At 61.7% G+C, this 20,656-nt stretch carries 21 protein-coding genes; 6 read left to right on the top strand and 15 right to left on the bottom strand.

The features are described 5' to 3' along the window. Positions 1-506: 506 nt before the first annotated feature. Positions 507-989 (bottom strand): hypothetical protein, encoded by a 483-nt coding sequence (locus tag FFM81_RS31625; protein ID WP_138386335.1) that lies wholly within the window; start codon positions 987-989, stop codon positions 507-509. A gap of 502 nt (positions 990-1,491) precedes the next feature. On the opposite strand from FFM81_RS31625, the gene FFM81_RS31620 reads away from it, so the two are divergent. Beyond that, entirely contained in the window at positions 1,492-1,767 is a 276-nt protein-coding gene (locus FFM81_RS31620; RefSeq protein ID WP_138386336.1) for a WGR domain-containing protein, read from the top strand. Between the two features lie 200 nt (positions 1,768-1,967). Here the strand turns inward: FFM81_RS31620 and FFM81_RS31615 are convergent, their stop codons facing one another. Continuing rightward, complete coding sequence (locus tag FFM81_RS31615) at positions 1,968-2,132, bottom strand: hypothetical protein (protein ID WP_173883904.1); 165 nt, start codon at positions 2,130-2,132, stop codon at positions 1,968-1,970. Positions 2,133-2,544: 412 nt separating this feature from the next. Here FFM81_RS31615 and FFM81_RS31610 point away from each other — a divergent pair, with 412 nt between their 5' ends. Next, complete coding sequence (locus FFM81_RS31610; protein ID WP_138386337.1) at positions 2,545-2,823, top strand: HU family DNA-binding protein; 279 nt, start codon at positions 2,545-2,547, stop codon at positions 2,821-2,823. Between the two features lie 64 nt (positions 2,824-2,887). Here FFM81_RS31610 and FFM81_RS31605 read toward each other — a convergent pair whose 3' ends face one another. The 11 genes from FFM81_RS31605 to FFM81_RS31555 all read right to left on the bottom strand — a co-directional run bounded on the left by FFM81_RS31605 (position 2,888) and on the right by FFM81_RS31555 (position 16,165). Continuing rightward, positions 2,888-3,220 (bottom strand): hypothetical protein, encoded by a 333-nt coding sequence (locus FFM81_RS31605; RefSeq protein WP_138386338.1) that lies wholly within the window; start codon positions 3,218-3,220, stop codon positions 2,888-2,890. 56 nt (positions 3,221-3,276) lie between these two features. Further along, positions 3,277-3,600 (bottom strand): DUF736 domain-containing protein, encoded by a 324-nt coding sequence (locus FFM81_RS31600; protein ID WP_138386339.1) that lies wholly within the window; start codon positions 3,598-3,600, stop codon positions 3,277-3,279. A 466-nt stretch (positions 3,601-4,066) separates the two neighbouring features. Then, positions 4,067-4,486, bottom strand: coding sequence for a hypothetical protein (locus FFM81_RS31595; protein WP_138386340.1), 420 nt, complete (start codon positions 4,484-4,486; stop codon positions 4,067-4,069). Next, complete coding sequence (locus FFM81_RS31590) at positions 4,476-4,736, bottom strand: type II toxin-antitoxin system Phd/YefM family antitoxin (RefSeq protein WP_027690650.1); 261 nt, start codon at positions 4,734-4,736, stop codon at positions 4,476-4,478. The genes FFM81_RS31595 and FFM81_RS31590 overlap by 11 nt, the downstream gene beginning before the upstream one ends. Before the next feature lie 82 nt (positions 4,737-4,818). After that, a complete protein-coding gene (locus FFM81_RS31585; protein ID WP_138386341.1) occupies positions 4,819-5,760 on the bottom strand; it encodes a DUF2493 domain-containing protein in 942 nt (313 codons plus the stop codon). A gap of 335 nt (positions 5,761-6,095) precedes the next feature. Further along, complete coding sequence (locus FFM81_RS31580; RefSeq protein WP_138386342.1) at positions 6,096-7,142, bottom strand: DUF7146 domain-containing protein; 1,047 nt, start codon at positions 7,140-7,142, stop codon at positions 6,096-6,098. Between the two features lie 12 nt (positions 7,143-7,154). Beyond that, positions 7,155-11,531, bottom strand: coding sequence for a strawberry notch-like NTP hydrolase domain-containing protein (locus tag FFM81_RS31575; RefSeq protein WP_138386343.1), 4,377 nt, complete (start codon positions 11,529-11,531; stop codon positions 7,155-7,157). Positions 11,532-11,660: 129 nt separating this feature from the next. Further along, entirely contained in the window at positions 11,661-11,915 is a 255-nt protein-coding gene (locus FFM81_RS31570) for a DUF6117 family protein (RefSeq protein ID WP_138386344.1), read from the bottom strand. Positions 11,916-12,015: 100 nt separating this feature from the next. Beyond that, the gene (locus tag FFM81_RS31565; RefSeq protein ID WP_138386345.1) at positions 12,016-13,206 is read right to left on the bottom strand and encodes a DUF932 domain-containing protein; all 1,191 of its coding nucleotides are present in this window, start codon (positions 13,204-13,206) and stop codon (positions 12,016-12,018) included. Positions 13,207-13,278: 72 nt separating this feature from the next. Next, positions 13,279-13,935 carry a hypothetical protein gene (locus FFM81_RS31560; RefSeq protein ID WP_138386370.1) on the bottom strand — a complete coding sequence of 219 codons (657 nt, stop codon included), beginning with the start codon at positions 13,933-13,935 and terminating at the stop codon, positions 13,279-13,281. A 103-nt stretch (positions 13,936-14,038) separates the two neighbouring features. Continuing rightward, complete coding sequence (locus FFM81_RS31555) at positions 14,039-16,165, bottom strand: ParB/RepB/Spo0J family partition protein (RefSeq protein WP_138386346.1); 2,127 nt, start codon at positions 16,163-16,165, stop codon at positions 14,039-14,041. Positions 16,166-16,477: 312 nt separating this feature from the next. Between FFM81_RS31555 and FFM81_RS33415 the strand changes: the two genes are divergently transcribed. Next, the gene (locus tag FFM81_RS33415; RefSeq protein WP_138386347.1) at positions 16,478-16,618 is read left to right on the top strand and encodes an HU family DNA-binding protein; all 141 of its coding nucleotides are present in this window, start codon (positions 16,478-16,480) and stop codon (positions 16,616-16,618) included. Positions 16,619-16,969: 351 nt separating this feature from the next. On the opposite strand, the gene FFM81_RS33055 is transcribed toward FFM81_RS33415, so the two are convergent. Both FFM81_RS33055 and FFM81_RS31540 read right to left on the bottom strand, forming a co-directional pair. Then, a complete protein-coding gene (locus FFM81_RS33055; protein WP_246401450.1) occupies positions 16,970-17,146 on the bottom strand; it encodes a hypothetical protein in 177 nt (58 codons plus the stop codon). 280 nt (positions 17,147-17,426) lie between these two features. After that, positions 17,427-17,747, bottom strand: coding sequence for a hypothetical protein (locus FFM81_RS31540; RefSeq protein WP_246401447.1), 321 nt, complete (start codon positions 17,745-17,747; stop codon positions 17,427-17,429). Positions 17,748-17,946: 199 nt separating this feature from the next. Between FFM81_RS31540 and FFM81_RS31535 the strand changes: the two genes are divergently transcribed. From FFM81_RS31535 to FFM81_RS31525, 3 genes are all read left to right on the top strand, one after another. Further along, a complete protein-coding gene (locus tag FFM81_RS31535; protein ID WP_138386348.1) occupies positions 17,947-18,453 on the top strand; it encodes a ProQ/FINO family protein in 507 nt (168 codons plus the stop codon). A gap of 360 nt (positions 18,454-18,813) precedes the next feature. Continuing rightward, positions 18,814-19,647 (top strand): type IV toxin-antitoxin system AbiEi family antitoxin domain-containing protein, encoded by an 834-nt coding sequence (locus tag FFM81_RS31530; RefSeq protein ID WP_138386349.1) that lies wholly within the window; start codon positions 18,814-18,816, stop codon positions 19,645-19,647. Beyond that, positions 19,637-20,554: a nucleotidyl transferase AbiEii/AbiGii toxin family protein gene (locus FFM81_RS31525; protein ID WP_138386350.1), complete on the top strand. Its 918-nt coding sequence runs from the start codon at positions 19,637-19,639 to the stop codon at positions 20,552-20,554. The genes FFM81_RS31530 and FFM81_RS31525 overlap by 11 nt, the downstream gene beginning before the upstream one ends. The last annotated feature ends 102 nt before the right edge of the window (positions 20,555-20,656 follow it).

Raw genomic sequence — 20,656 nt, 5'->3', positions numbered from 1 at the left:
TCCCATCGAACTGGCCCGGCGACCGTGCCCGAGGCGCCAATGCTGTTGCGAGTCGTCAGACAAAGCAACAGCGATCACAGGCTTTGAGCCTGTGATCCGCGCCGGAGGAACAGCACGGTCGCCAGGCCAGTTCGATGGGAGATGCTGAAGCGAGCCGTCGTCGTGAGCTGCCGGGATGTCCGTGACCGGAGAGAACGGGCATCGATGGCAAGCGAACGATGAGACGGCGAGCGCACCGCAGGAGAGGAGGAACGCCTGGAGCGGATGCCCGAAGCATGAGGGCGTAGCGCAAGGTGTTCCTCCTCACCGTCTTGTTTGAGGAAGTCGCGGCAGCGTCCGCCAACCAGGCCGAAAGGCCGGGCGGGTCCTGACCCGCACCACGGAGAGGGTTCTTGAGGGGAGAGGCGGCAAGTCTCTCCCCTCAGGAACGCGCGCTGGCTCGATGCCTGCAAGCGGTCAAGCCAGTGGGAAAGACGAGAGGCGGAACGGCCTCTCGTCCCGTCAGCTCAATCGTAAACGACGCGCGCAACGCTGGTGGCGATACCTGTCTCCCGCGCAATATCGTGGATGATCGTAGAGAGGGGACCGATCTCCGTGTCGCTCACCGAGACGGTCGTCGGATAGCTGATCTCGATGCCGTCGCAGTCTGCCGACAAGGCGTTGTGCCATTCACCGCCGTTGACCCGATACTCATAGGTGAAGTAATCGATCTCTAGCTCATCGAGGAGCACAAGCGTGCGGCGGGCGAGGACGTCCTCCTCGCCTTGGAGCTGGCACGATATCGTCCCCTCCAAATCGTCCCCGATGACCAACTCGCGTTGCAGGTCCATGATGTGGCGCGTCGAGCGGATCGCCCCATCAAGACCGGCCATCAGCCGGTCGTGGAGCATCTTTGAGAATTCATCCTCGCAGCCGATACGGTTCGCGCTCACGAGAAGCTTGAAGCCGGCGAGCTTGGCATGAAGCATGAGAAAGTTGAAATCAGACATAAGAAGCCTCCTTTTCGTTCTGACGAAAAGGTGCCCGCATTGGCGACCCAAGGGGTCAAGGATCGCGATAGCGACCGCCAGCGGCGGCGAGCGGAGGAACCGATTTTTTCGTCGTGTCGCGTGAGCGGCACAGCGGAAAAATTGGAGGGGCCGCGACGTCCTTGAGGCCGCCGGGGCGAATGCGACAATAGGAAGTCAGAGAGAGATAGACCACGTCGCCGACAGGCGACGTGACCGTTTGCCGAGCGCAGCCGGCCCTGCAACCTTTTCGTCTGACTGCTCGTGCAGATAATCGCACTGAGGATGCGGCAGCCGCGAGAGGGGCGTGACCCGAATGGGCGGAGACCGTTTGCGGGCTCCGTGAGCGAGAGCGAATAGCACCGTCCGCCGAGGCGGCTCGCCCGAATCCGCCGACAACCCATCATCAGCATGAATCAGTCAAGACCGACCGATTCAAATATGTCGTTGGACGCCGAGTCCGCCTTGCCCGATTCTCCGTTTCATGATTGCGCAACGCTACCAGCTCTATGTCGAACGCACCGACGCTTCGAAAAACATGGCCCGCTACTATGCCATGTCGATCGAGCCCAACCTGTTCGGCGAGGCCTGTCTCATCCGCCAATGGGGTCGTATCGGCGCAAGAGGTCAAAGGCGGGAGCATCATTTCGCGCGGGAGGAAGAGGCGGTCAGGCTATTCCTTCAGCTTTTGCGAAAGAGACGGTCGCGCGGATACAGGCCAAAACCGCATATGCGGCAAAATACATCGGGTGATCGATAGCGGAGGAGTGCCGCGTCGGCGGATGCCATCTTCATGTCGATGGCATGGAAGCGAAACAGGAGTGGGGGTGTGCGACCGCTTTCGCCCTTCCCGTAAAAGCCACGGCAAGTTCTGGCACGTGCCTGTGGCGAAGCGAAGCTTCGGGCGTGAGCGCCAGTCGATCCGGCGCGTCAGGCCAGGCGACATGGCGAAAGCCACCCTTAGAAGGGTGGCTCGGCGTCGATTGCGCCCTCCTGCTCTGCGGTGATCACTGCCAGCTCGGCGCGAGCCAGCTCCAGTTCGATTTGGATCTCGCGGCGCTCGACGGGGTCGATTGCTTCGCGCAGTTCGAGGCGAAGCTCTTCAATGTGTTGTTCCAGAAGCATTGTCGTCGTCTCCTTGACGTTTGTGAAAGACGAGCGCTCCGGTCATGGCGGGATGGAGGGGTCAAGGATCGCAGAGCGACCGGCGGAGCCGGCGAGTGGGGGAGCCGAATTTCTGGTTCGGGCCGCAGGACCGGGCCTGAAATTTGGGGGGACCGCTCGTCCTTGAGGCCTTCATGCCGCCATGGCATCCTCGGCCGAACTGAGCAGACATTCCCTCAGGTATGGCACCAGAGATCCGCAAGCGGGCTCGATGCCCGCTTGCGGATCCACCATGCAGACCCACGGTGATGGCTCAAAGTCCTTGGTAGTTGTGGAAAAATGGGCAAATCGTTGATCTTGACGCGGTGCGTCGATGACAGCGCTTTGATCCCCTGTCAGGGATTCTCGCATTAACGTTGATGCGGAGAAGAAAATGACCACAACCAATGAAATCGCCGACAAGATCGCCGGCCAACACAGCCTCACCAAGGCCCAGGGAAAGGCGATCGTCGAAGCGGTGATTGCATCGATCACCGAGGCAGCCGTTGCCGGCAACGAGACGTCCCTCCCCGGCTTCGGCAAGTTCAAGGTGAAGTCGACACCCGAGCGCGAGGCACGCAACCCGTCGAGCGGCGCGACAATCAAGGTTGCCGCGGCCAAAAAGTTAGCCTTTACCCCGGCCAAGGCATTGAAGGATGCGCTGAACAAGTAATCTTCTCAGCCAAGCAAAAAAATAGCCCGGCGCCGTGCCGGGCTATTTTCGTTTTGGGTTTGCGTCAGAGGGCGGATGTTCCGTTGAGAAGATCCTGGATGATCGTGTCGCTGACCGCGTGATGCGCTTCGCGGGCATGGTCTTCCAGCAGCTTGTGAAGAATGCCGGATGCCAAGGGTATGAAGTCAAAACCGCGTGCGATTGCTGCGGACCGCAGTTGTGACAGTGTTTCGAACTCCCGGAAGTCCGTGCCAAGCCAGAGTTCGAGATCCTCGCCACTGGCATCCGGAAATGCCTGGAGGAAGAACGTCTGAAGCGGGCGGTCATAGCCGATAATGGCATTCGCGTCGGCGTGGCGGGATGCGGTCCTGGTGACGGCAATTGTGTAGCGGCTCATGGCGGCCTCCTTTGGAATGGGGAGGCCGGCCCCGATTTCGGGGCCGGCGGTCCGGTTCAGGCCGGGCTGTTCCAGAGGATGACCTTCCTGCCGGGCTCGCCGCCGGGCGCTGGGGCGACGTTGCCGAAGATCACGCCAATCTCGGGCGCTTCGAGCTTCGTGGAGATGTATTCTTCGCCGGTCTGGCGGGAGACGCGGTTCCAGCCTGCGCCGATCTCAAAGCCGGTCTTACGGTGGATGATGCGGTAGTCCGGGGCTTCTTCGCTCGCCTTGTTGGTGTTCGGGACGAGGGCGATCGGCGCGTTGACCCGGATGGTGGCGAAGACGCCTTCGAGAGTGCCGTCGGTCTTTTCGGTGAGCGTTGCGATCGTGGTAGCCATGGGATTGTCTCCTTCGTTGCATCGGGACCATTCCCGATGGCGCCCGAAGAAGGGGCTGCGCCGCAGGCGTCACCGCAGCGTAGCGAAGGGAAACCCCCTTGCGGGGTTGACGCTGATCGCGGCCGGTCCCTTAGAAAGGCGACATAGAGAACGGGAATGGTCCTTGATTGCGACGTCAGCACGAGACCTCGCCTTGGTTGCCGGATGTGGCCCCGCCGAGTACCGCACGCGTGACATGCGTCGGTGGTGTTCGGGTCAACGGACGCTGGCCGTCAACTAGTCGGACGCGACGCGAGAGATCAGCACCGTCCCGATCCCATCCTCACCGTCAAAGACGGCTTCGGTCGGCATCACGCTCGAACCGCAGGCCTCTCCTGACGCGACTGCAGTTCTGCGGAGCAGGACCACGTGACGGACGTGATTTCAAGAGATGTCGCTTCGGAGGGCGGCGGGGATGCGGCAAGTCTCAGTCGAGGCGGTTGACCCGGCCGGTTCGGCCGCGCGCCTCGGCAAACAGTCTGGCGATCTTCACCATGAAGGACTTGCTGAAGCGGCCGAGGATATCCTGACCGGTCTCGATGTACCAGGAGCGCTCGACAATATCGTAATTGTATTCGTCGACCATGATCCAGCACTGCTTCAGATCGCTTAAGCCCGCGCGCTTGCGCTCGATGTCCGGGATCTCCAATGAGGCGCGACCCGTTTGCGGCGGTTGGGTGGTGATGGCGAGAAGCGCCAGATGGGTATTTCCATCGGCGGCATTGCGGATGGCGACGACAACGCAGACGGGACGCTGCTTGCGGCCTTCGGTCTCACCGCGCTGCTGCTGCCAGGCCCAGAGGTAGGGATAGGAGATGACCTCGCCGGGTCGGAATTCACGGCTCATCGTCGTAGCCTTCGCCATGCGCCAGCCGATCGAGCGCCTCGTCGAACAGTTCCGCATGCTCGGCGGGCATCTCCGAGATATGAAAGGCGCGGCGGGGGTCGCCACCGGTGCGCATGCGCTCATAGTGATCGTAGCTCATCAGTACGAAGCGAGGCTTCTTGTGGCGAGTCAGAACAACCGGCTCGCGGCTTGCCGCATCGGTAACGTCGCCGATCTGCTTGTTGAGGTCGCCTGTCGTGAACTGCTTCATCGCAAAGATCTCCACTTCGATTCCCATATAATCCATTTTTCCCATGTTTTCCATCTTTTCCATGTATCCGGGAAGACGGCGCTCACGCGCCGTCTCCTGAAGCCTGCCAGACCGGAATGCCGAGCCGGCGTGCCTTGTCGGCGAGATTGCCTGTGATGCCGTTTCCGGGAAAGACGATCAATCCGGCGGGCATGACCGACAGCATATCGTCATTGCGCCGAAACGGTGCGGCCTTGGCGTGTTTCGTCCAATTCGGCTTGAAGGTGATCTGCGTCACCTTGCGGGCTTCAGCCCAGCATGCAGCAATCCGTTCGGCGCCTTTTGGCGAGCCGCCGTGCAGCAATACCATGTCAGGATACTTCGCATGCGCCTGATCGAGCTTGGCCCAAATCCGCTCATGGTCGTTATAGTCCATGCCGCCAGAGAACGCGATCTTGGTGCCGGCGGGGATCAGCACCTCGGTCTCGGCGCGGCGTCGAGCGGAGAGGAAGTCCCGGCTGTCGATCATCGCCGCCGTCATGTTGGTGTGGTTGACCTTCGAGCCGGTGCGCGGCCGCCAGGACGATCCGGATTGCGCCTCGAACAGGTCGGCGGCATAGTCGCGCATGAACTCGAAGCTATTCCTGCGTTCCAAGAGCGTGATGCCCTCGGCAATGAGGCGTTCGAGCTCGACACTCTTCACCTCCGAGCCGTCCTGCTCACGCTGGCCGGTGCGCTGCGCTTCCTCGTTGCGGTCGAGCTCACGCTGGATGCGCTCGCCGGCGCGATGGAAGAGATTAGGGATCGACCAGAACAGGTCTTCGAGATCGGGCTCTAGGCGGGTGTTGCCGAGCATTTCGGCGAGGGCGTCGAAGATGGCGGTGATCGATGACTGGACCTGCGGTTCCTCCGGCAATGGCCGCGGGTCGGGCTCGTCTTGGAAGGGACGATAGCCGAAGACCTGCATCTCGTAGATGAAGCGGTCGGTCGGGGAGGAAGCGTGGTTGGGCTCGAAGCCGTCGTCGGGGTGGAGGATCAGGTCCATGGTGGTCTCCGTTCGGTGGGCCGCGCCTCTCGCGGCCTGACGGCGAACCCGGTCACGCGGGCCGAGGCCGGAACCGCGAGCGAAGCGCAGCGGCCCAGCGAAGCGCCGGGCGGGGACAAGAGGGTTTCTTGATCCGCGAGGAATGACGGGCCGCGCCTGCGGACCGGAAGGGGAAGAAACTCGACTGACCCGCTGAAGGCCCGGAGGCCCGCGTGGTAAGGGTCGCCTCTCGGCAGGCCCGCGGGCGCGCATCCACACGGGGAGCCGGCACCACGGACCGTCCTCTCGCCCACGGCGCCTGCGTCCCGCCCTCCTGCGCCTTCGGGCCAGGCTCGTTACGGCAGGAAGGTCACCTCATCTTCCGGAGTGAGTTGAAGCCGCAGGCTTGCGGTCATCTGGTCCGGCCCCAGCCAGCGAAGATCCTCGTTGAAGTCGCCGAGCTCCGGCGACAGCACCAGCGGCAGGATCTCGCGTTCCTGTGCCCTGCGGCTCAGTCCCTCGATCCCATGCCGGCCGGCGGCATCTGCGTCGGCGGCGATATAGATGCGCCGGCATCCGGGCGGGAAGCGAAAGGCGGCAAGGTGATTGGCTGTCAGCGCGGCCACCATCGGCATGCCGGGCATCACGTGCGAGAGCGACAGCATGGTCTCAATGCCCTCGCCCGCCGCCAGGACCGGCACAAGCGCATTCACCGGAAAGCGGAAGCGGACGCCATTGCCGAGCAGTCCGCCGAGCGCACGGCGCGGATCGCCCAGCTTGGCCTTGCCGATTCCGTCGGGGTGGGGCCGCGAAGATAGATACGTGCGGTGGACGCCGGTGATCGCTCCGGCGGCGTCCGTCACGGCTGCGACCAATGCCGGATGGCTGGCCGTCCGGCCGGTGACGAGATCGCGATAGTAGCACGACGGGTGGAAACGGAGCGCCCCATGGGCGGATGCCCGCAGAATACCGCGTTCGCGCAGATAGATGTCGGCGAGCGTACCCGCCAGCGGATGCGTCATTCGAAACAGCCGTCGTGCCCGCTCCGTCGCCGGCCGCTCGACCGCAGAGGCATCACCGACGTCGCCCCTGAGGTCCGACACCGGTTCGGGTTGGGGCAGACTAAGAAAATGACGCGCCTCCTCGGCAACGTCACGGAAGTCCACGAGGCCACAGGTCTCGCGGACGAGATCGAGCAGGTCACCGAACTGACCGGTCGCAGCATCTGTCCACCGGCCAGCACGCGGGCCGGCCAGATGCACGTAGAGCGACCGGCCCTTGTTGTTGGCGACATCGCCGACGAGCCAGTAGTTGCCGGCGCGGCGGCCTGCGGAAAGATAGTGGCGGCAGACCGCCTCCGCGTCTTGCGCGAGACGGCCCGCCAGATCCGAGGCGGAGAGCATGGCAGACCTCCATCATGACCGGCGTGCGATGTCGACGAGGCGATGGCGCTGCATCAGCTTCGACAGGATTCCCGCACCCTCATCTGTCACCGGCACGAAGAAACGCAGCTTCCAATTGATCATCTCGGAGAAGAGGCCTATCGACCGGAGCCAGTCGCGCATGCCGTCGGTAAAGCCGGTCAATTCGACGCGGTACTCGTTCATCACCCGCACGCGGCGGAGCGTCATGTCACCGGCAAGGCCAATGATCGCGGATCCGTCCAACAGCACCGTCCAGGCTTGGTCGCCGGTCAGCACTTCCGTCTGATCGATCCCGAAGTTGCGGCAAAGGCCGGCGAGACGATCCGGCGCTATGATGCGGCCGACGATCCGCTCGCCGTCATCGGTCTGCAGACGCCGTACGCGGCAAAAGTCCTGCGGCAGCAATTTCCAGATCGGCAGCAACAACCCGCTGACGATGTGCATCATCGACGTCGAGAATTCCGGCACGGAAGCGACTTCGGTATTCCAGGCGAGGACGAAAGCCTGTTCGTCAGCCTCCTCCCAATTCGTCTCTTCGAGCTGCCGGACTTCGAAGCGGAGCTCGTCCATCGGCCGGATCAGCGACACGCGCGGCTGAATGGAGCCGTCGTCCAGCATGATCGAGCGGGTCGGGACCATCACCGCCGGCCGGCCCGACTTGCCGTTGATCATCAGCTTCGCGCGCGGATCCTGCCTTACAAGACTCTGAACGTCCTTGAGCCACATCGGTGCATTGCGATCCCTGCGCTCGATCGTCAGCAGATGCGACTGCGCGCCGGTGACCGGATGCGTATAGATCAGCCGGCGCTCGGCGATTGTCATGCTGTCGGCGGTGATCGTCTCCAGACCCTTGTCATAGATGCCGGCGGCAATAGCCCCCTCGATGCGGGCGGCCAGCAGCTGCTCGAAGGCCTCGAACAGCAGGTTCTGCATGGTGATCGTCAGTGCTAGCATGCGATTGAGGAAGGTCTGGATCGGCGGCAGTTCATCCTTCAGTCCGCCCTCCTCCGAGGTGAGCGACAAACCAGTAATGCTCTCAAACTTGTCCAGCGAGCAGCCTTCGATCCTGCCGGCATGCAGCAGTCCGTAGAATTGCCGCAGCGCGTCGCGGGCATATTGGGATTCGAGATTGTCTTCGCTGCGAAACATCCCTTGCCCGCCGGTCTGACGCTGGCCACGGGTGATGGCGCCGAGCGTGTCGAGACGCTTGGCGATGGTCGAGAGAAAGCGCCGTTCGGCCTTGACGTTGGTGGCGATCATCCGGAACCGGGGCGGCTGTTTCTGGTTGGTGCGATGGCTGCGGCCAAGACCTTGGATCGCCACGTCGGCGCGCCACCCGGCTTCCAGAAGATTGTGAAGACGCAGGCGTTGATTCTTGGCGGCGAGGTCGGCATGGTAGGATCTGCCGGTTCCCCCCGCGTCGCTGAAGACGAGAATGCCTTTTTCGTCGTCCATGAAGGCGCGGGCCTCGTCGAGATTGGCGCTACCCGGCCGGTTCTGCACGGCATAGCGGGCGATGGAGCTGCTGTCCTCGCGCCGGACGATGCGGCGCGAGCGGCCGGTGATTTCGGCGACCTGGCTGGTGTCGAAATGCTGGACGATCTGGTCGAGGGCCGTCGGGATCGCCGGCAGGCTACCTAAGGTTTCCACTAGCTCGTCGCGCCGACGTTCCGCCTCCCGGCAGATGACAGGGTTGCCGTCCACGTCATGAACCGGCCGCGAGCTGAGATTGCCCTCGGCGTCGGAATATTCCTCGAAGAGCTGCACCGGGAAGGAATGCATCAGGTAGTCGATGACATATTCCCGCGGCGTCACGTCGACCTGCAGATCGTCCCATTCCTCGGTCGGGATCTGTGCCAGCCGGCGCTCGGTCAAAGCCGCGCCCGTCGAGACGAGTTGGACGATCGCAGCGTGACCCTCTTGCAGATCTGCAGCGGTCGTCTTGAGAAGGGCTGGCGTCTTCATCGAGGTCAGAAGATGATTGAAGAAGCGCTGTTTGGAGCTTTCGAAGGCCGAGCGTGCGGCGGCCTTGGCTTGTCTGTTCAACGTTCCGGTTTTGCCGGTTATACCCGACACCTCCATCGCTGCGTTCAGATGGTTGTGGATGACCTGGAATGCCTCGGCATAGGAATCGTAGATGCGGATCTGTTCCTCGGTGAGCTCGTGCTCGAGGATCTCGTATTCGACCCCTTCAAAGGAGAGCGACCGCGATGCGTAGAGGCCCATGGCTTTCAGGTCGCGCGCCAGCACCTCCATGGCGGCGACGCCGCCGTCCTCGATCGCCGCGATGAATTCGGAGCGCGTCGGGAAGGGAAAGTCGGCGCTGCCCCAGAGACCGAGCCGTTCGACATAGGCCAGCGATTCGACGTCGGTGGCGCCGGTCGCCGAAACGTAAACGACGCGGGCATCCGGCAGTGCGCGCTGCAGACGAAGGCCTGCCCTGCCCTGCTGCGACGCCGCCTTGTCGCCGCGCTCGGACTTGCCGCCGGCTGCGTTTGCCATCGCATGGCCTTCGTCGAAGACGATCACGCCGTCGAAATCGTCGCCGAGCCAATCGACGATCTGCTGGACGCGCGAGCGTTTGCCCTCCCGCTCGTCGGTGCGCAGCGTCGCGAAGGTCGTAAAGAGGATGCCTTCTCCCAACTTGATCGGGCTGCCCTGGCGGAACCGCGACAGCGGGGTCACCAGCAGCTTTTCCTGGCCCAGCGCGCCCCAGTCACGCTGGGCGTCCTCGATCAGCTTGTCCGACTTCGAAATCCAGACATGGCGACGGCGGCCTTTGAGCCAATTGTCGAGGATGATGCCGGCAGCCTGGCGGCCCTTGCCGGCGCCCGTGCCATCACCGAGGAACCAGCCGCGACGGAAGCGGACGGCGTGGTCGATGTCAGGCGCGACAGCCTTCAGGTTGTCGAAGGAGGCATCGACATTCCAGTATCCGGCGAGATAGCCGGAATGGGCTTCGCCGGCATAGATGACGCTCTCGAGCTGGGCATCCGAGAGATCGCCGCTGATGACGGTGCGCTTCGGCAGGTGCGGACGATAGGTCGGTTTCGGCGGTGCGACGGATGCCATGGCAAGGGATTCGACCAGCGTGTCGGGATGGGGCTTTGCGTCGGGAATGTGGATCGACTGCAGCCGGTAGGTCTCGTATATGCCGTCGGCAGCGTTTGCCTCATCCTTCGGTTGAGCGTCCCGCAGCTCGTAGGAGAGTTCGATGATCTCGTCATCGAGGGATGCAGGGCGGGCCATTAGTAAAGGCTTCGCCTGCCCGCCGACCGCAGGCCGATGCAACGGTGCAGCAACCGTTGCTGGACGCATCGTCTCCGAGCGCAGGCTATCGATGGAGTTCGACGCCGCCGCGGGCGCGCGGAGTGGAAGGGCGGTGATCCAGGTGAGCAGTCTTTCCAAATCGTGCGCTGTACCCTTCGACGTCACTAGCCGTGAAGGATCGATCGCCGGGATCTTGTCGATCACGATCAGGCGGGTTTCCATCGTCGTTCCATGACGGGCATAGATGCTCCCGTCGATCGCCGCGGTGGACAGGACCGTACCCTTCTCTTGCAGCCGCACGAAAGCGCCCCGCCATGCGGGATTGTCGGGAGAAAGGCCTGCACCAGTGATCGCGACCAGCCGCCCACCGGGAGCAAGCCGCGCGAACGCGGAGGCCAGATGCCGCCAGGCGGCATCAGCCACGCGACCTTCGACTTGAACGCCCGCTGAGAAAGGCGGGTTCATCAGCACAACGGTCGGCCGAATGGATCGGTCGAGGTAATCGTCGATATGCGCGGCGTCGTGTTGGGAGACCGAAACGCCGGCGAAGAGCGGCCCCAGCAGCGAGCAGCGGACCATCGCGTATTCGTTGAGCGCCAGACGAGCGCCTGCGAGTTCTGCAAAGATCGCCAGCAGGCCGGTTCCAGCCGATGGTTCGAGCACCACATCGCCGGCACTAATGCCGGCAGCACGAGATGCGACGTAGGCAAGCGGGATCGGGGTCGAGAATTGCTGTAGTGCCTGGCTCTCCTCGGATCGGCGTGTATGGGTCGGCATGAGGTTTGCCACTTTCGTCAGCATCGCGAGCGTCGATTGAGGCGAATGGGTGCGGGACACGATCGCGCGGAATTTGCGCAGAAACAGCACCTGGGCGATCTCAGCCGCCTCATAGGCCTCCTTCCAGAGCCAGACGCCCTCGGCGTCGCTGCCGCCGAAAACCTCGGTCATAATTTGCCGCAGGTCAGCTGTGGTGAGGACTTTACCTTGCTCCTGAAACGCCGTGATCTGACCGCCAGCATCCATCAGTGCTTCAGTGCGGGTTTTGATATCAGGACGTGGAGAGGTGGAGACGATCTGGGGATGCGAGATGATATTCATCGAAGGATGCTCCAAGAGTGAGGAAAGAACAGGGGAGCCCAGCGTCCTGCCGAAGGTCGGAGGAACGAAATCGGGCAGCCAGGGCAGGATCGGGGATCGCCGGCTTAAACGGCCGGCTATTGTCAGTGCCTAGGTCGTCGGGCTTACGAGGAAGCCAGTCGGATCATCGGGATCGGGCGGCAGATAGGCATCGTAGGGATTGCCTTCGGCAAGATGGCCAAACGGCGTGAAGGCGTATTCGCCGTCACTGCGGCCGACGGCGCAGAGCACGTAACGCGGCTCGCGTGTGGCGGCATCAAGGCATTCCATGAGAGCGAGATTGCCATCGGACGCGGCGCGAAGCAGCGTGTCGAAATTCAAGCGAGCGTAATCGGGTATAGCCATTGCAGTGCTCCACGAACGGAAATGCCCGACACGGCGGCCGGGCTGATGGTGGTGGTGGTGGTGGTGGTGGTGAGGTTAGTCTGGCCTGTCTCAAGGCGTGTCAGGAGGCACTCTCCAGCAGCTTTTTCGCTTTGCCTTCGAGTTCCAGACGCGTGTCCTGATTGGTCTTGGTGCGCGCCAGCGCGGTGATGCCCTGCACGAAATCGAAGATCGATTCTGGCGGTCTCCCCTCCTCCGACAGCACCATCTCGATCACTTTGCCGGTCTCGCCCTTCGAGAATCCGCGCCGGCGCAGGAAGGTTTCGCGGTCGTCGTCCTTGCGGGCGACGATCTGCTCACGCGCCGCCTTGATGCCGGCGATGAAGGGCGCAGGCGAGGAATTGGCGAAGCTGGTCAGCGCGGGTGCTGCTTCATGCGCGAACCGCTGGGCGGCGAACTTCGAATGGCGGATGGTGATTTCCTCGAAATTCTCGGTGCCCCAGAGATTGCGGTTGGCGCAGACCGCTCGCAGATAGAAGGAGGCGATGCCGAGCGTCTTCGATCCAACCTCCGAGTTCCAGGCGTAGAAGCCGCGGAAGTAAAGATCGGGCTCGCCGTTTGGCAGGCGTCCGGCTTCGATTGGATGGGTGTCGTCGACCAGGAACAGGAAGACGTCTCGATCACTAGCATAGAGCGTCGTCGTGTCCTTGGTGATGTCGACAAAGGGATTGTGGGTCATCGTCGTCCAATCGAGGACACCCGGCACTTTCCACATCGTGTCGCCGGTCCCGTTGCCGGCGATCTTCATGACCGAAGACACGAGTTCATGGTCCCAGATGCGCCCGTATTCCGGTCCGGTCACGGCCCTTAGTTCCAGCCGACCGTCATCCATCTCAAGCGTCTTGACGAGCTCGGCACGATGATTGAGCAGGCCATGCTGCAGATTGATGGCAGCAAGTGGCGCCGGCAGTTGCCGCATGTAGGTGGCGGGAGCGCCAACGAGGCTGCAAAGCTGCCCGTAGCTCCAGTGGGTTGGTGCGATCGCTTGGCGCTGACCTGGAACGAGAAGCTCAAGCCGCTCCGCATTGTCGCGCGTTGCTTCGACGCGGATCGCAGCGCTCTCGATCGTTCGGGTATGGGCGCGCTCCGCTCGGGATCGAACGGTATCGTAGAGATCGCTCAGCGACAGGAAGCGTTCATCGTCCGGGCGGGAAAACCATTCCGACGAAACGCGGCCGATGCGCTCGCCGCGGGAGATATCGACCTTGAAGGCGGAACGGGCGGACGGGTTGTTGGAGGTGAGAGTGGTCATAAGCTGTCTCCTTAAAAGCGGAAGCCCGGCGCGATGGCCGGGCGAGGTTGAGAGGGATGCTGGGAGGAGGGATCAATCGGAAGCCAGCCGGCGGTGCGCCGACCGGATCGCCGAGAGCGCCGCTCGGAATTCGGCGTTTCCGACCATGTCGGAAAGATCAACCGAGGTGACGATTGACAGGCAGGCGGCGTGGACCTCGTCGTCGGTCACGACCTCGGGTGTTAAACCCTCAAAGCTCGAGTCGGCATCGAGCACCGCGATGATTGCGTCCCGCACACGATCCTCCTGAAGCCTGACCAGGACGTGAGAAGGCCTTGGTGGGTCGACCGGCTCTTCAGGATCCGGATCGCCGGCGAGAATGGCTTCTCCTCGGGCAATCGCCCAAGCAGATCGGTCGAGCCAATCGCGCGACGGTGGCCGGGCAGCACTGATGTCATCGAACAGGATCTTTAGCAGTCCGAGCAGGATCTCGAAATGACGCTCCCGGCGCTGGACAGGTTCGTCGAATTGCGGAGGGATCTGGAGCGGCGGACCCGCATAGGCCGCATGTGCGCCTTCCCAGATGCCGGTGATATGAATTGGACCCGAGGAATCGAAGTCCTTCTCGGCGATATCCCAGCTGTCATCTTCGATGGCAGCACGGCACGCCGCGTCCAGCGTGTCGGCCGCGTAGGTGCGATACCGGAAGACTGGCAGGTGATAGGTGGTCTCGATGGTGAAGTCAGGCATAGGTGTCTCCTGAAACGGAAAAACCCGGCACGGTGGCCGGGCTGTTGGGAAAGAAGACCCGACCGCAACGGCGGCCGGGTCAGCCGATGTGATGCTCGTGAACCTATTCGGCGGCGGCGAGATGATCGCCGTCGATCTCACTTTCCCTATCGCCGGTCTCATCATTCGATGTTCCAGGGTCTTCGAGCAGGAAGGCCGGCAGGTCCTGAATTTCCGTAGTCTCAGCCTGATCGGGCTCGACGGCGTCATCTCCGACAGCGTCGCTATCGATGATGCCTTCGCCGTTCGTCATGCGAAGCGGTTCCGGCAGCCACCCGCAGCCTGTCATCAGCCTTTCGGCCTCACGGGCCATGTCGGTTTTCTTGAGATGGCCGATCAGCTCCGCTGCCTGGTCCCCCTTTGCCTCGCGAACCGCCTGCAGGATGTGCGCCTTGGTGACGCGGCCGAGATAGTTGTCGGCGGTCGGCGTCCAACCGGCTTCCACCATGTCGAAACCGATCGAGCGGGCCAGTTGCTCGGCATGAGCGATCGCCCGGATCCGCTTGTTCCAGGGTTCGATCACCGCGTTGACCGATAACGCGGCGCAATGGGCAAACAGCGCCTGCCGGCTGACTTCGTCGAGCTTGATCAGGAAATTCCAGAGATCGTTCGGATCTTTGGGGAGGTCCTGGCCCCAGCCTTCCTGCCTTTGATCGATCTCCTTCGCCCAGACCGTTTCGCCGAGGCCGGGCGTCTGGCTGAAGCGAGCGCTTTGCAGCGTCACCTCCAGGCACGAATCCGACCCGTAGACGTAGAAGGTCTTTAGAACAAAGGCATGCAGGACCGCGATGAAGGCGATGACAGGATCGTTCGCCAACGCGTTGCGCAAAGCGATCGTCCGAGCTGCCGTGAGATCGAGAACGAGGCGGTCGGGAAGCGGCTTGATCGTCTCGTCCTCGTCGTCCGGTTCGGTGCCTTCACGGCCGGCGCCGCCGGATACTGGTAGATCACCGCCATGATCCGCACGACCGTTGCCAACATGAGGGGTCGGATCGATCTCGGCCTTCGGCTCATCCTCCGGCCGCACGAAGCCTCGCTCGATCTTGAGCTCGCCGCTGGCGCCGAGCGACACGAAGACACCGCCGCGGGCGACCTCCTGCGGATCGAAAACGTACGGACGGTCGTTGAGCCGGTCGAGCTCGCTGCCGAGTTGCTCCAGCTTCTGTTCGGTCGCCTCCGAGTACTCGTCTGCCTCCGCATACTCTGCGTCGAGCTTGTCGTATTCGGCGCGGGTGGCGTCATAGCGTGCCAGTTCATCTTCAGTCATTTCGGCCTGCTCGCCGTAGAAGCGGCGCAGGCCGGATGTGTGGCCGTAGGGGAAATCGAAGGCGGCTTCGACCCACTGCCAGCCTTCGCTCACCTGGATCGCCTCGGCGTCAGCCTTGAGTTTTTCCATCACGAGTTGCTCAAGCAACGCCGGATCCTGCAGCCAGCCACCCTGATCCTGGTCGAACAGATCGCGCATGGTCACACCGCCTGCGGCCTCGTAGGCTTCGATGCCGACATAGACGGCGCGGCGGTCGCTAGCACGGATTGCGGTTTCGGTCAGCAGCCGGCGGATGTAATAAGGTTCGCGGCTATGCGAACGCGAGATCGTGTCCCAGACCTGCTCCTGGCGAACGTGGTCGTTGGTGATCGAGAAGGCGATGATCTGTTCGAGCGTCATCTCGTCCTCGGAATAGAAGTCGAGAAGCCGTGGGGAGACGGAGGCCAGCCGCAAGCGCTGCTTGACGGTCGCGACCGAGACGAAGAAGCGCGCGGCGATCTCCTCCTCGCCAAGCCCCTGCTCCCGCAAGGTCTGGAAAGCGCGGAACTGATCCAGCGGATGCAAGGATACGCGCTGGACGTTTTCGGCGAGTGAGTCCTCGACTTCAAGGGTTTCACCTTTGCTGACGATGCAGGGAACGCCGGCGGTTTTGGCCAACCGCTTCTGCGCGACCAGGCGCTCGAGGGCACGATAACGGCGCCCGCCCGCCGGAATGCGGTAGATGCCAGTCTCGTTCCCATCAGCGTCGAGCTCGGGGCGGACGCTGAGACTCGTTAACAGACCGCGATGGGCGATGTCTTCGGCGAGATCCTCGATCGACACGCCCGCCTTGATCTTGCGGACGTTCTCTTGGCTCAGCACCAGCTCGTTGAAGGGAATGTCGCGGGCTGCACTGAGGGTGATTTTCTGAATGGCCTGGGCCATGTCGGTTTCTCCATGACGGACCGGCCGGAGCCTCTCTCCAACCCTCTCAATCCGTCACAGCTTTCCCGTCCCTCCTCTCCCTTTGCGCCGCGTCCTGCCTACGCCTTACCTTGCGGTACAACCTCCCTCCCCCGTTGATCGACTTCAGGCTCCCCCTATTCCGATACCCGCAACACACCCACTTGTAGCTCCGATGAGGGATCAGTGATAAAAACCAGGCCATTGTCACAGCGATGCCGGGCGGATCGTCGACACAATTCTTGATGAGCTAGCGGAAATCTTGGGAGCAAACGGGCGCGTCGAGGTCGGCGCTTGGGGCTATTTTCCATGCGCAACCGATGCTCACGGTCCGGACGCAATCCGAGAAACGGGACGTTGGTCTTTATCGAGGAGAAATGGGCGACATTCTTCCGTAGGGGCAACGAAATGCGGCAACATTTGAATCGACTCTAAAGGGTCATCGGGCGGAAACGCCACCTTGCGGGATGGTCCTATCTCTGCACGCTTCGGATGAAGAAGTCATGTCCGGAAATCATGTTCTTGGTTTGTTCCGTTATTAAAGATATCTCGCGATTGACAGCAATATCTGTGTTGGGTCGTAGCGACAGGCACTCGATTGGTCTCAAAGGCCACCACTCGATTGCACGGCAGCACCACGGACGGGCGCCGCCTGGTCGCTTCGGTAGCAGATGCGCGCTTTTTCCCCTTTTGTCCAACGTACGAAGACGCAGCCGCTACGATCGCGAAACTTTCGAAGGGCTGAGCCGGCAAGCCCTTGGAGCCGGGTTAAAAACGAAGTATGGGCTATCGCTTTTTTTGGAAAAGCACCCAGACCGCAAATGCCTTCCGGTCCGATCGTGGCGCGGAGGCAAGGTCCTTGATGGCCTGCTCGCAGTTGTCGATTAGTACGAGGACTTCGGCGCGGACATAACGCGCGAGCGGGTCATAGTCGGCGCGGTGGCGCTCTTCCTGCAGGATCACGAACGTGTCTGCAAACGAGACTATATTACCGGGAAATCCCCGGCCCGCTGCAGCCTTGCAGGAATTCTTCGCGACCCCATGTTCGAGAGTCCGATAGACCTGCGCCCAGGCCGGCTCGCTCCGCCAGTTCCCACGAGCAGGTCGGACAGTCACGCGCGAGGGCGTGGAACAGGGCATAGTAAGCCGTGCTCACACCGCGCTTCAGGTCAGATTGGCGCGGACGCTGTGGGCTTGCTTTTGCGAGCCGCCGTGCTGTAGCGATCAGATCGTGCGACACGGCTTAACTTGCGATCTTCTGCTGCTCGTCGAAATGGTGTCGGATATGCGGGAACCGCTTCTCGCCAAGCGCGCTCAATGCTTTGCGGACCTCGGTCGAAAGCCCGTAGGTGAGCTTCGAACTAATCGGCTTGTCCGAGTAGACATACTTCACATCGACGAGCAGAATCGGGTCGCCATCGCTATCATGTTCCGCGCGGATGTCAGCTCCCGAAAAGCCTGCCGGACTAAGACGGTCGCGAAGCACCTTTTCGACGGCACTTTTGGTCGTGTTCGATATGGTCTGTTCGTCGCTCATGCCAGCAATATAAAGGATTCTATCCAAGATGCCACTCCTGTGCTGGCGAAGCCTCTGCATAAAACGCCGCACGCCTGTTACAGACGGTAAATGGAAATGAAGCGCAATCCATTCCTTGAGATCGGTTGTTCCAATACACATTTCTGCGGCAGGATGTGCGCAGCGATCAAGGATCCAGATTATCGCAGAACCACCACGCAGGAAACGATAGAGGGGCTGAGACGATATGACGAAACCTTGGATGGTCAGCCGCGGCCCGATCGTGGCAGCAGATATCGATATCCGGAAAGCTGAGGCGATCAATGCCCTGCTTGTCCGTCCGATCGGTATCCTCCCTAGCAAACTTGGCGATCATATCCGACCTTTCGCAATTGGCCTTTTTGAGGAAATACGCGCGCTCCTGAAGCCGGGCGTTGGTGTGACGACGCTGCGGCGTGCTGTAGCCGCCTTCGTGCATTCAAAGCGTTACTACTTTGCGGGCGCCCAGCCGGACTCCTTCCGCCACGACATTGATGGCAGAGAGTTAGAGCCAATGAGCGTCGACGACCGTATGACAGCACAGAACCGCTTTCTGGCGCTGAAGCAAAAGACGGCCGCCGACGCCGATGGCAGATCCGATTCGTCTTCTTCCTCCCCTCCCCCCGCTGCGTCGGCGATGACGAAAAGCGAGCAGATACGCGCGGCCCTTCTTGGCAGAGGCAAGTCGCAGCGCTCCTCGTCAACCGCTTTCTGATCGGCGAACAATGACCGTTACATCTTGGTTGCTAGAGACTGGCGACTTATCCAATCAGGTTCGGCGTGCTTTATCTTGACGAACATGGTCGAAGCACACCTGGCGCGCCGGTTCGGGCGTTCTGCTTCGTGAGCACGAAAGAGAAGGATCGCAGGATTGAGGCCTTGCATTTTTTGCGTGTGGGCATGAAGAACTATCGCGCCTTTCTGCAGCTTTGGGCAAAATGGCTTCAAGATGAGCGATGACGGTCACGTTTCGCCGCCACACGATCGGCCATGAAAGTCCGTTAGAAACGGACATTTTTCCTTCTTTATAAAGTCTTCTTGCCGGCCACTTTAAAAGGTGCCATTTTTGTCCGTCATGAACGATCAAAAACGCGACAAATTAAAGTCAATGCTGGATGAGGTTCCGGCAGGTTTCATCGTGGATTCGGCATGGATGCGGAAAATGGAAATCCGCCGGAGCTCGACACATGATTATTTGCGCCGCGGCTGGCTGGAGCCCGTCATGCATGGCGTCTATCGGCGTCCCTCGCGGGATGGTTCGGCAGAAGAACGCATCGACTGGCGCATTGCCGTCATGTCTGCACAGACGATCATGAATTACCAGTTCCACGTCGGCGGCCGCACGGCGCTCGGGCTCCGCGGGCATGTGCACTACCTGGCGCTGGGGGACGCCGAAAAAGTTTTCTTCTATGGCGTTGCGCCCCGATGGCTCGTGAACCTCCCCACCAATGGCCTCCCCGTCCTCCGCAGCACACGACTCTTCAAGACGGCGGATCTTGGAATCGAACCACTGGCGGCTGAACCGGACGGCAACGCCATCCTGTTTCTACAGAACTGGACGATACGCGCTTCAACGCCGGAGCGGGCCATCCTCGAAGCGCTGGACGAACTGCCGGACAACGAAGGCTTTCATAACCTCGATACGATCTTCGAGGGTCTGACCAACCTGCGCCCGCGCCGTATCACCGAGCTTCTGGCCGACTGCACCAAGGTCCAGGTGAAAAGGCTTTTTTTCGTCTTTGCCGACCGCCACGAGCATGCTTGGCTCAAGCATGTCGACCGATCGATCATAGATCTTGGAAGCGGCGACCGATCATTCATCAAGGGCGGGAAACTGCATCCCACATACCGTATCACCGTTCCGGAAGAGTATCTTCCTGGGAAGCCGGAGGGCAACGATGGCCCGTGACCAGTATATTTCCCAGATCGAGCTCCTCGTCCAGGCACTGCCGATGATTGCCGACGAACCGGCTTTCGCATTGAAGGGTGGAACCGCCATCAACCTCTTCTACAGAGACCTCCCGCGTCTCTCGGTCGATATCGACCTGACCTACCTTCCGCTCAAACCGAGGGACGAGAGTCTGGCCGAAATCGACGCGATCCTCGACCGGGTCGCCGCGAAGGTTGAAAGGATCAAGGGCGTCCGGGCAAAGCGAATAGCCGGCGGTGGCGGCGGCGATACACGCATCGAGGTGAGGCGGGGCCAGACCGCAATCAAGATCGAAACCTCTCCGGTCGCCCGCGGCACGGTGCACCCCGTCGAACGACGCAGGGTCAGCGAGCGAGTCGAAGACCAGTTTGGTTTTGCAGAAATGCAGGTTGTCGCCTTCGAAGACCTCTTCGGCGGCAAGATGCATGCAGCAGTCGATCGCCAGCATCCGCGCGATCTCTTCGACATCAAGCTGCTCTACGATCACGAGGGCCTGACGGACCTGCTGTTTCGCACCTTTCTTGTCTACGTGGCGAGCTCCGGACGCCCGCCCCACGAGTTGCTGCAGCCCAATAGGGCCGAGGTCGCGCATGTCTTCAATCAAGAATTCGATGGGATGACAATCGAGACGGTCTCGCTGGACGAATTGCTGGATGTCCGGGAGCGGTTCCTGAAGGACATCCAGGCGCGCCTTGATGATAAGGCCCGCACGTTTCTGCTGTCTCTTCACGATGGCGAACCCGACTTCGAGGTTATCGGCTTGCCGCACGCCCTCGCCTTGCCGGCCGTCCGCTGGAAGATCCTCAACCTGCAAAAACTCAGGAACGACAATCCGTCCAAACACGCCGAACAGCGCGGGGAGATCGAGCGGCTATTCACACGATGATGCACCCTTAGCCAGCCTACTCGTCGTTGATCCCATGGCTGGCGCCTCCCCGACCGTCCGGCGCCGCTGAACTACAGAGGTCAGCTGCCCGGTCTTGGTCGA

The sequence above is a fragment of the Rhizobium hidalgonense genome (genome assembly GCF_005862185.2).
GTDB classification, from domain to species: Bacteria; Pseudomonadota; Alphaproteobacteria; order Rhizobiales; family Rhizobiaceae; genus Rhizobium; species Rhizobium hidalgonense.
The sequence above is the reverse complement of the archived record's forward strand: the minus strand, read 5'-3'. Positions and strand labels throughout refer to the sequence as shown.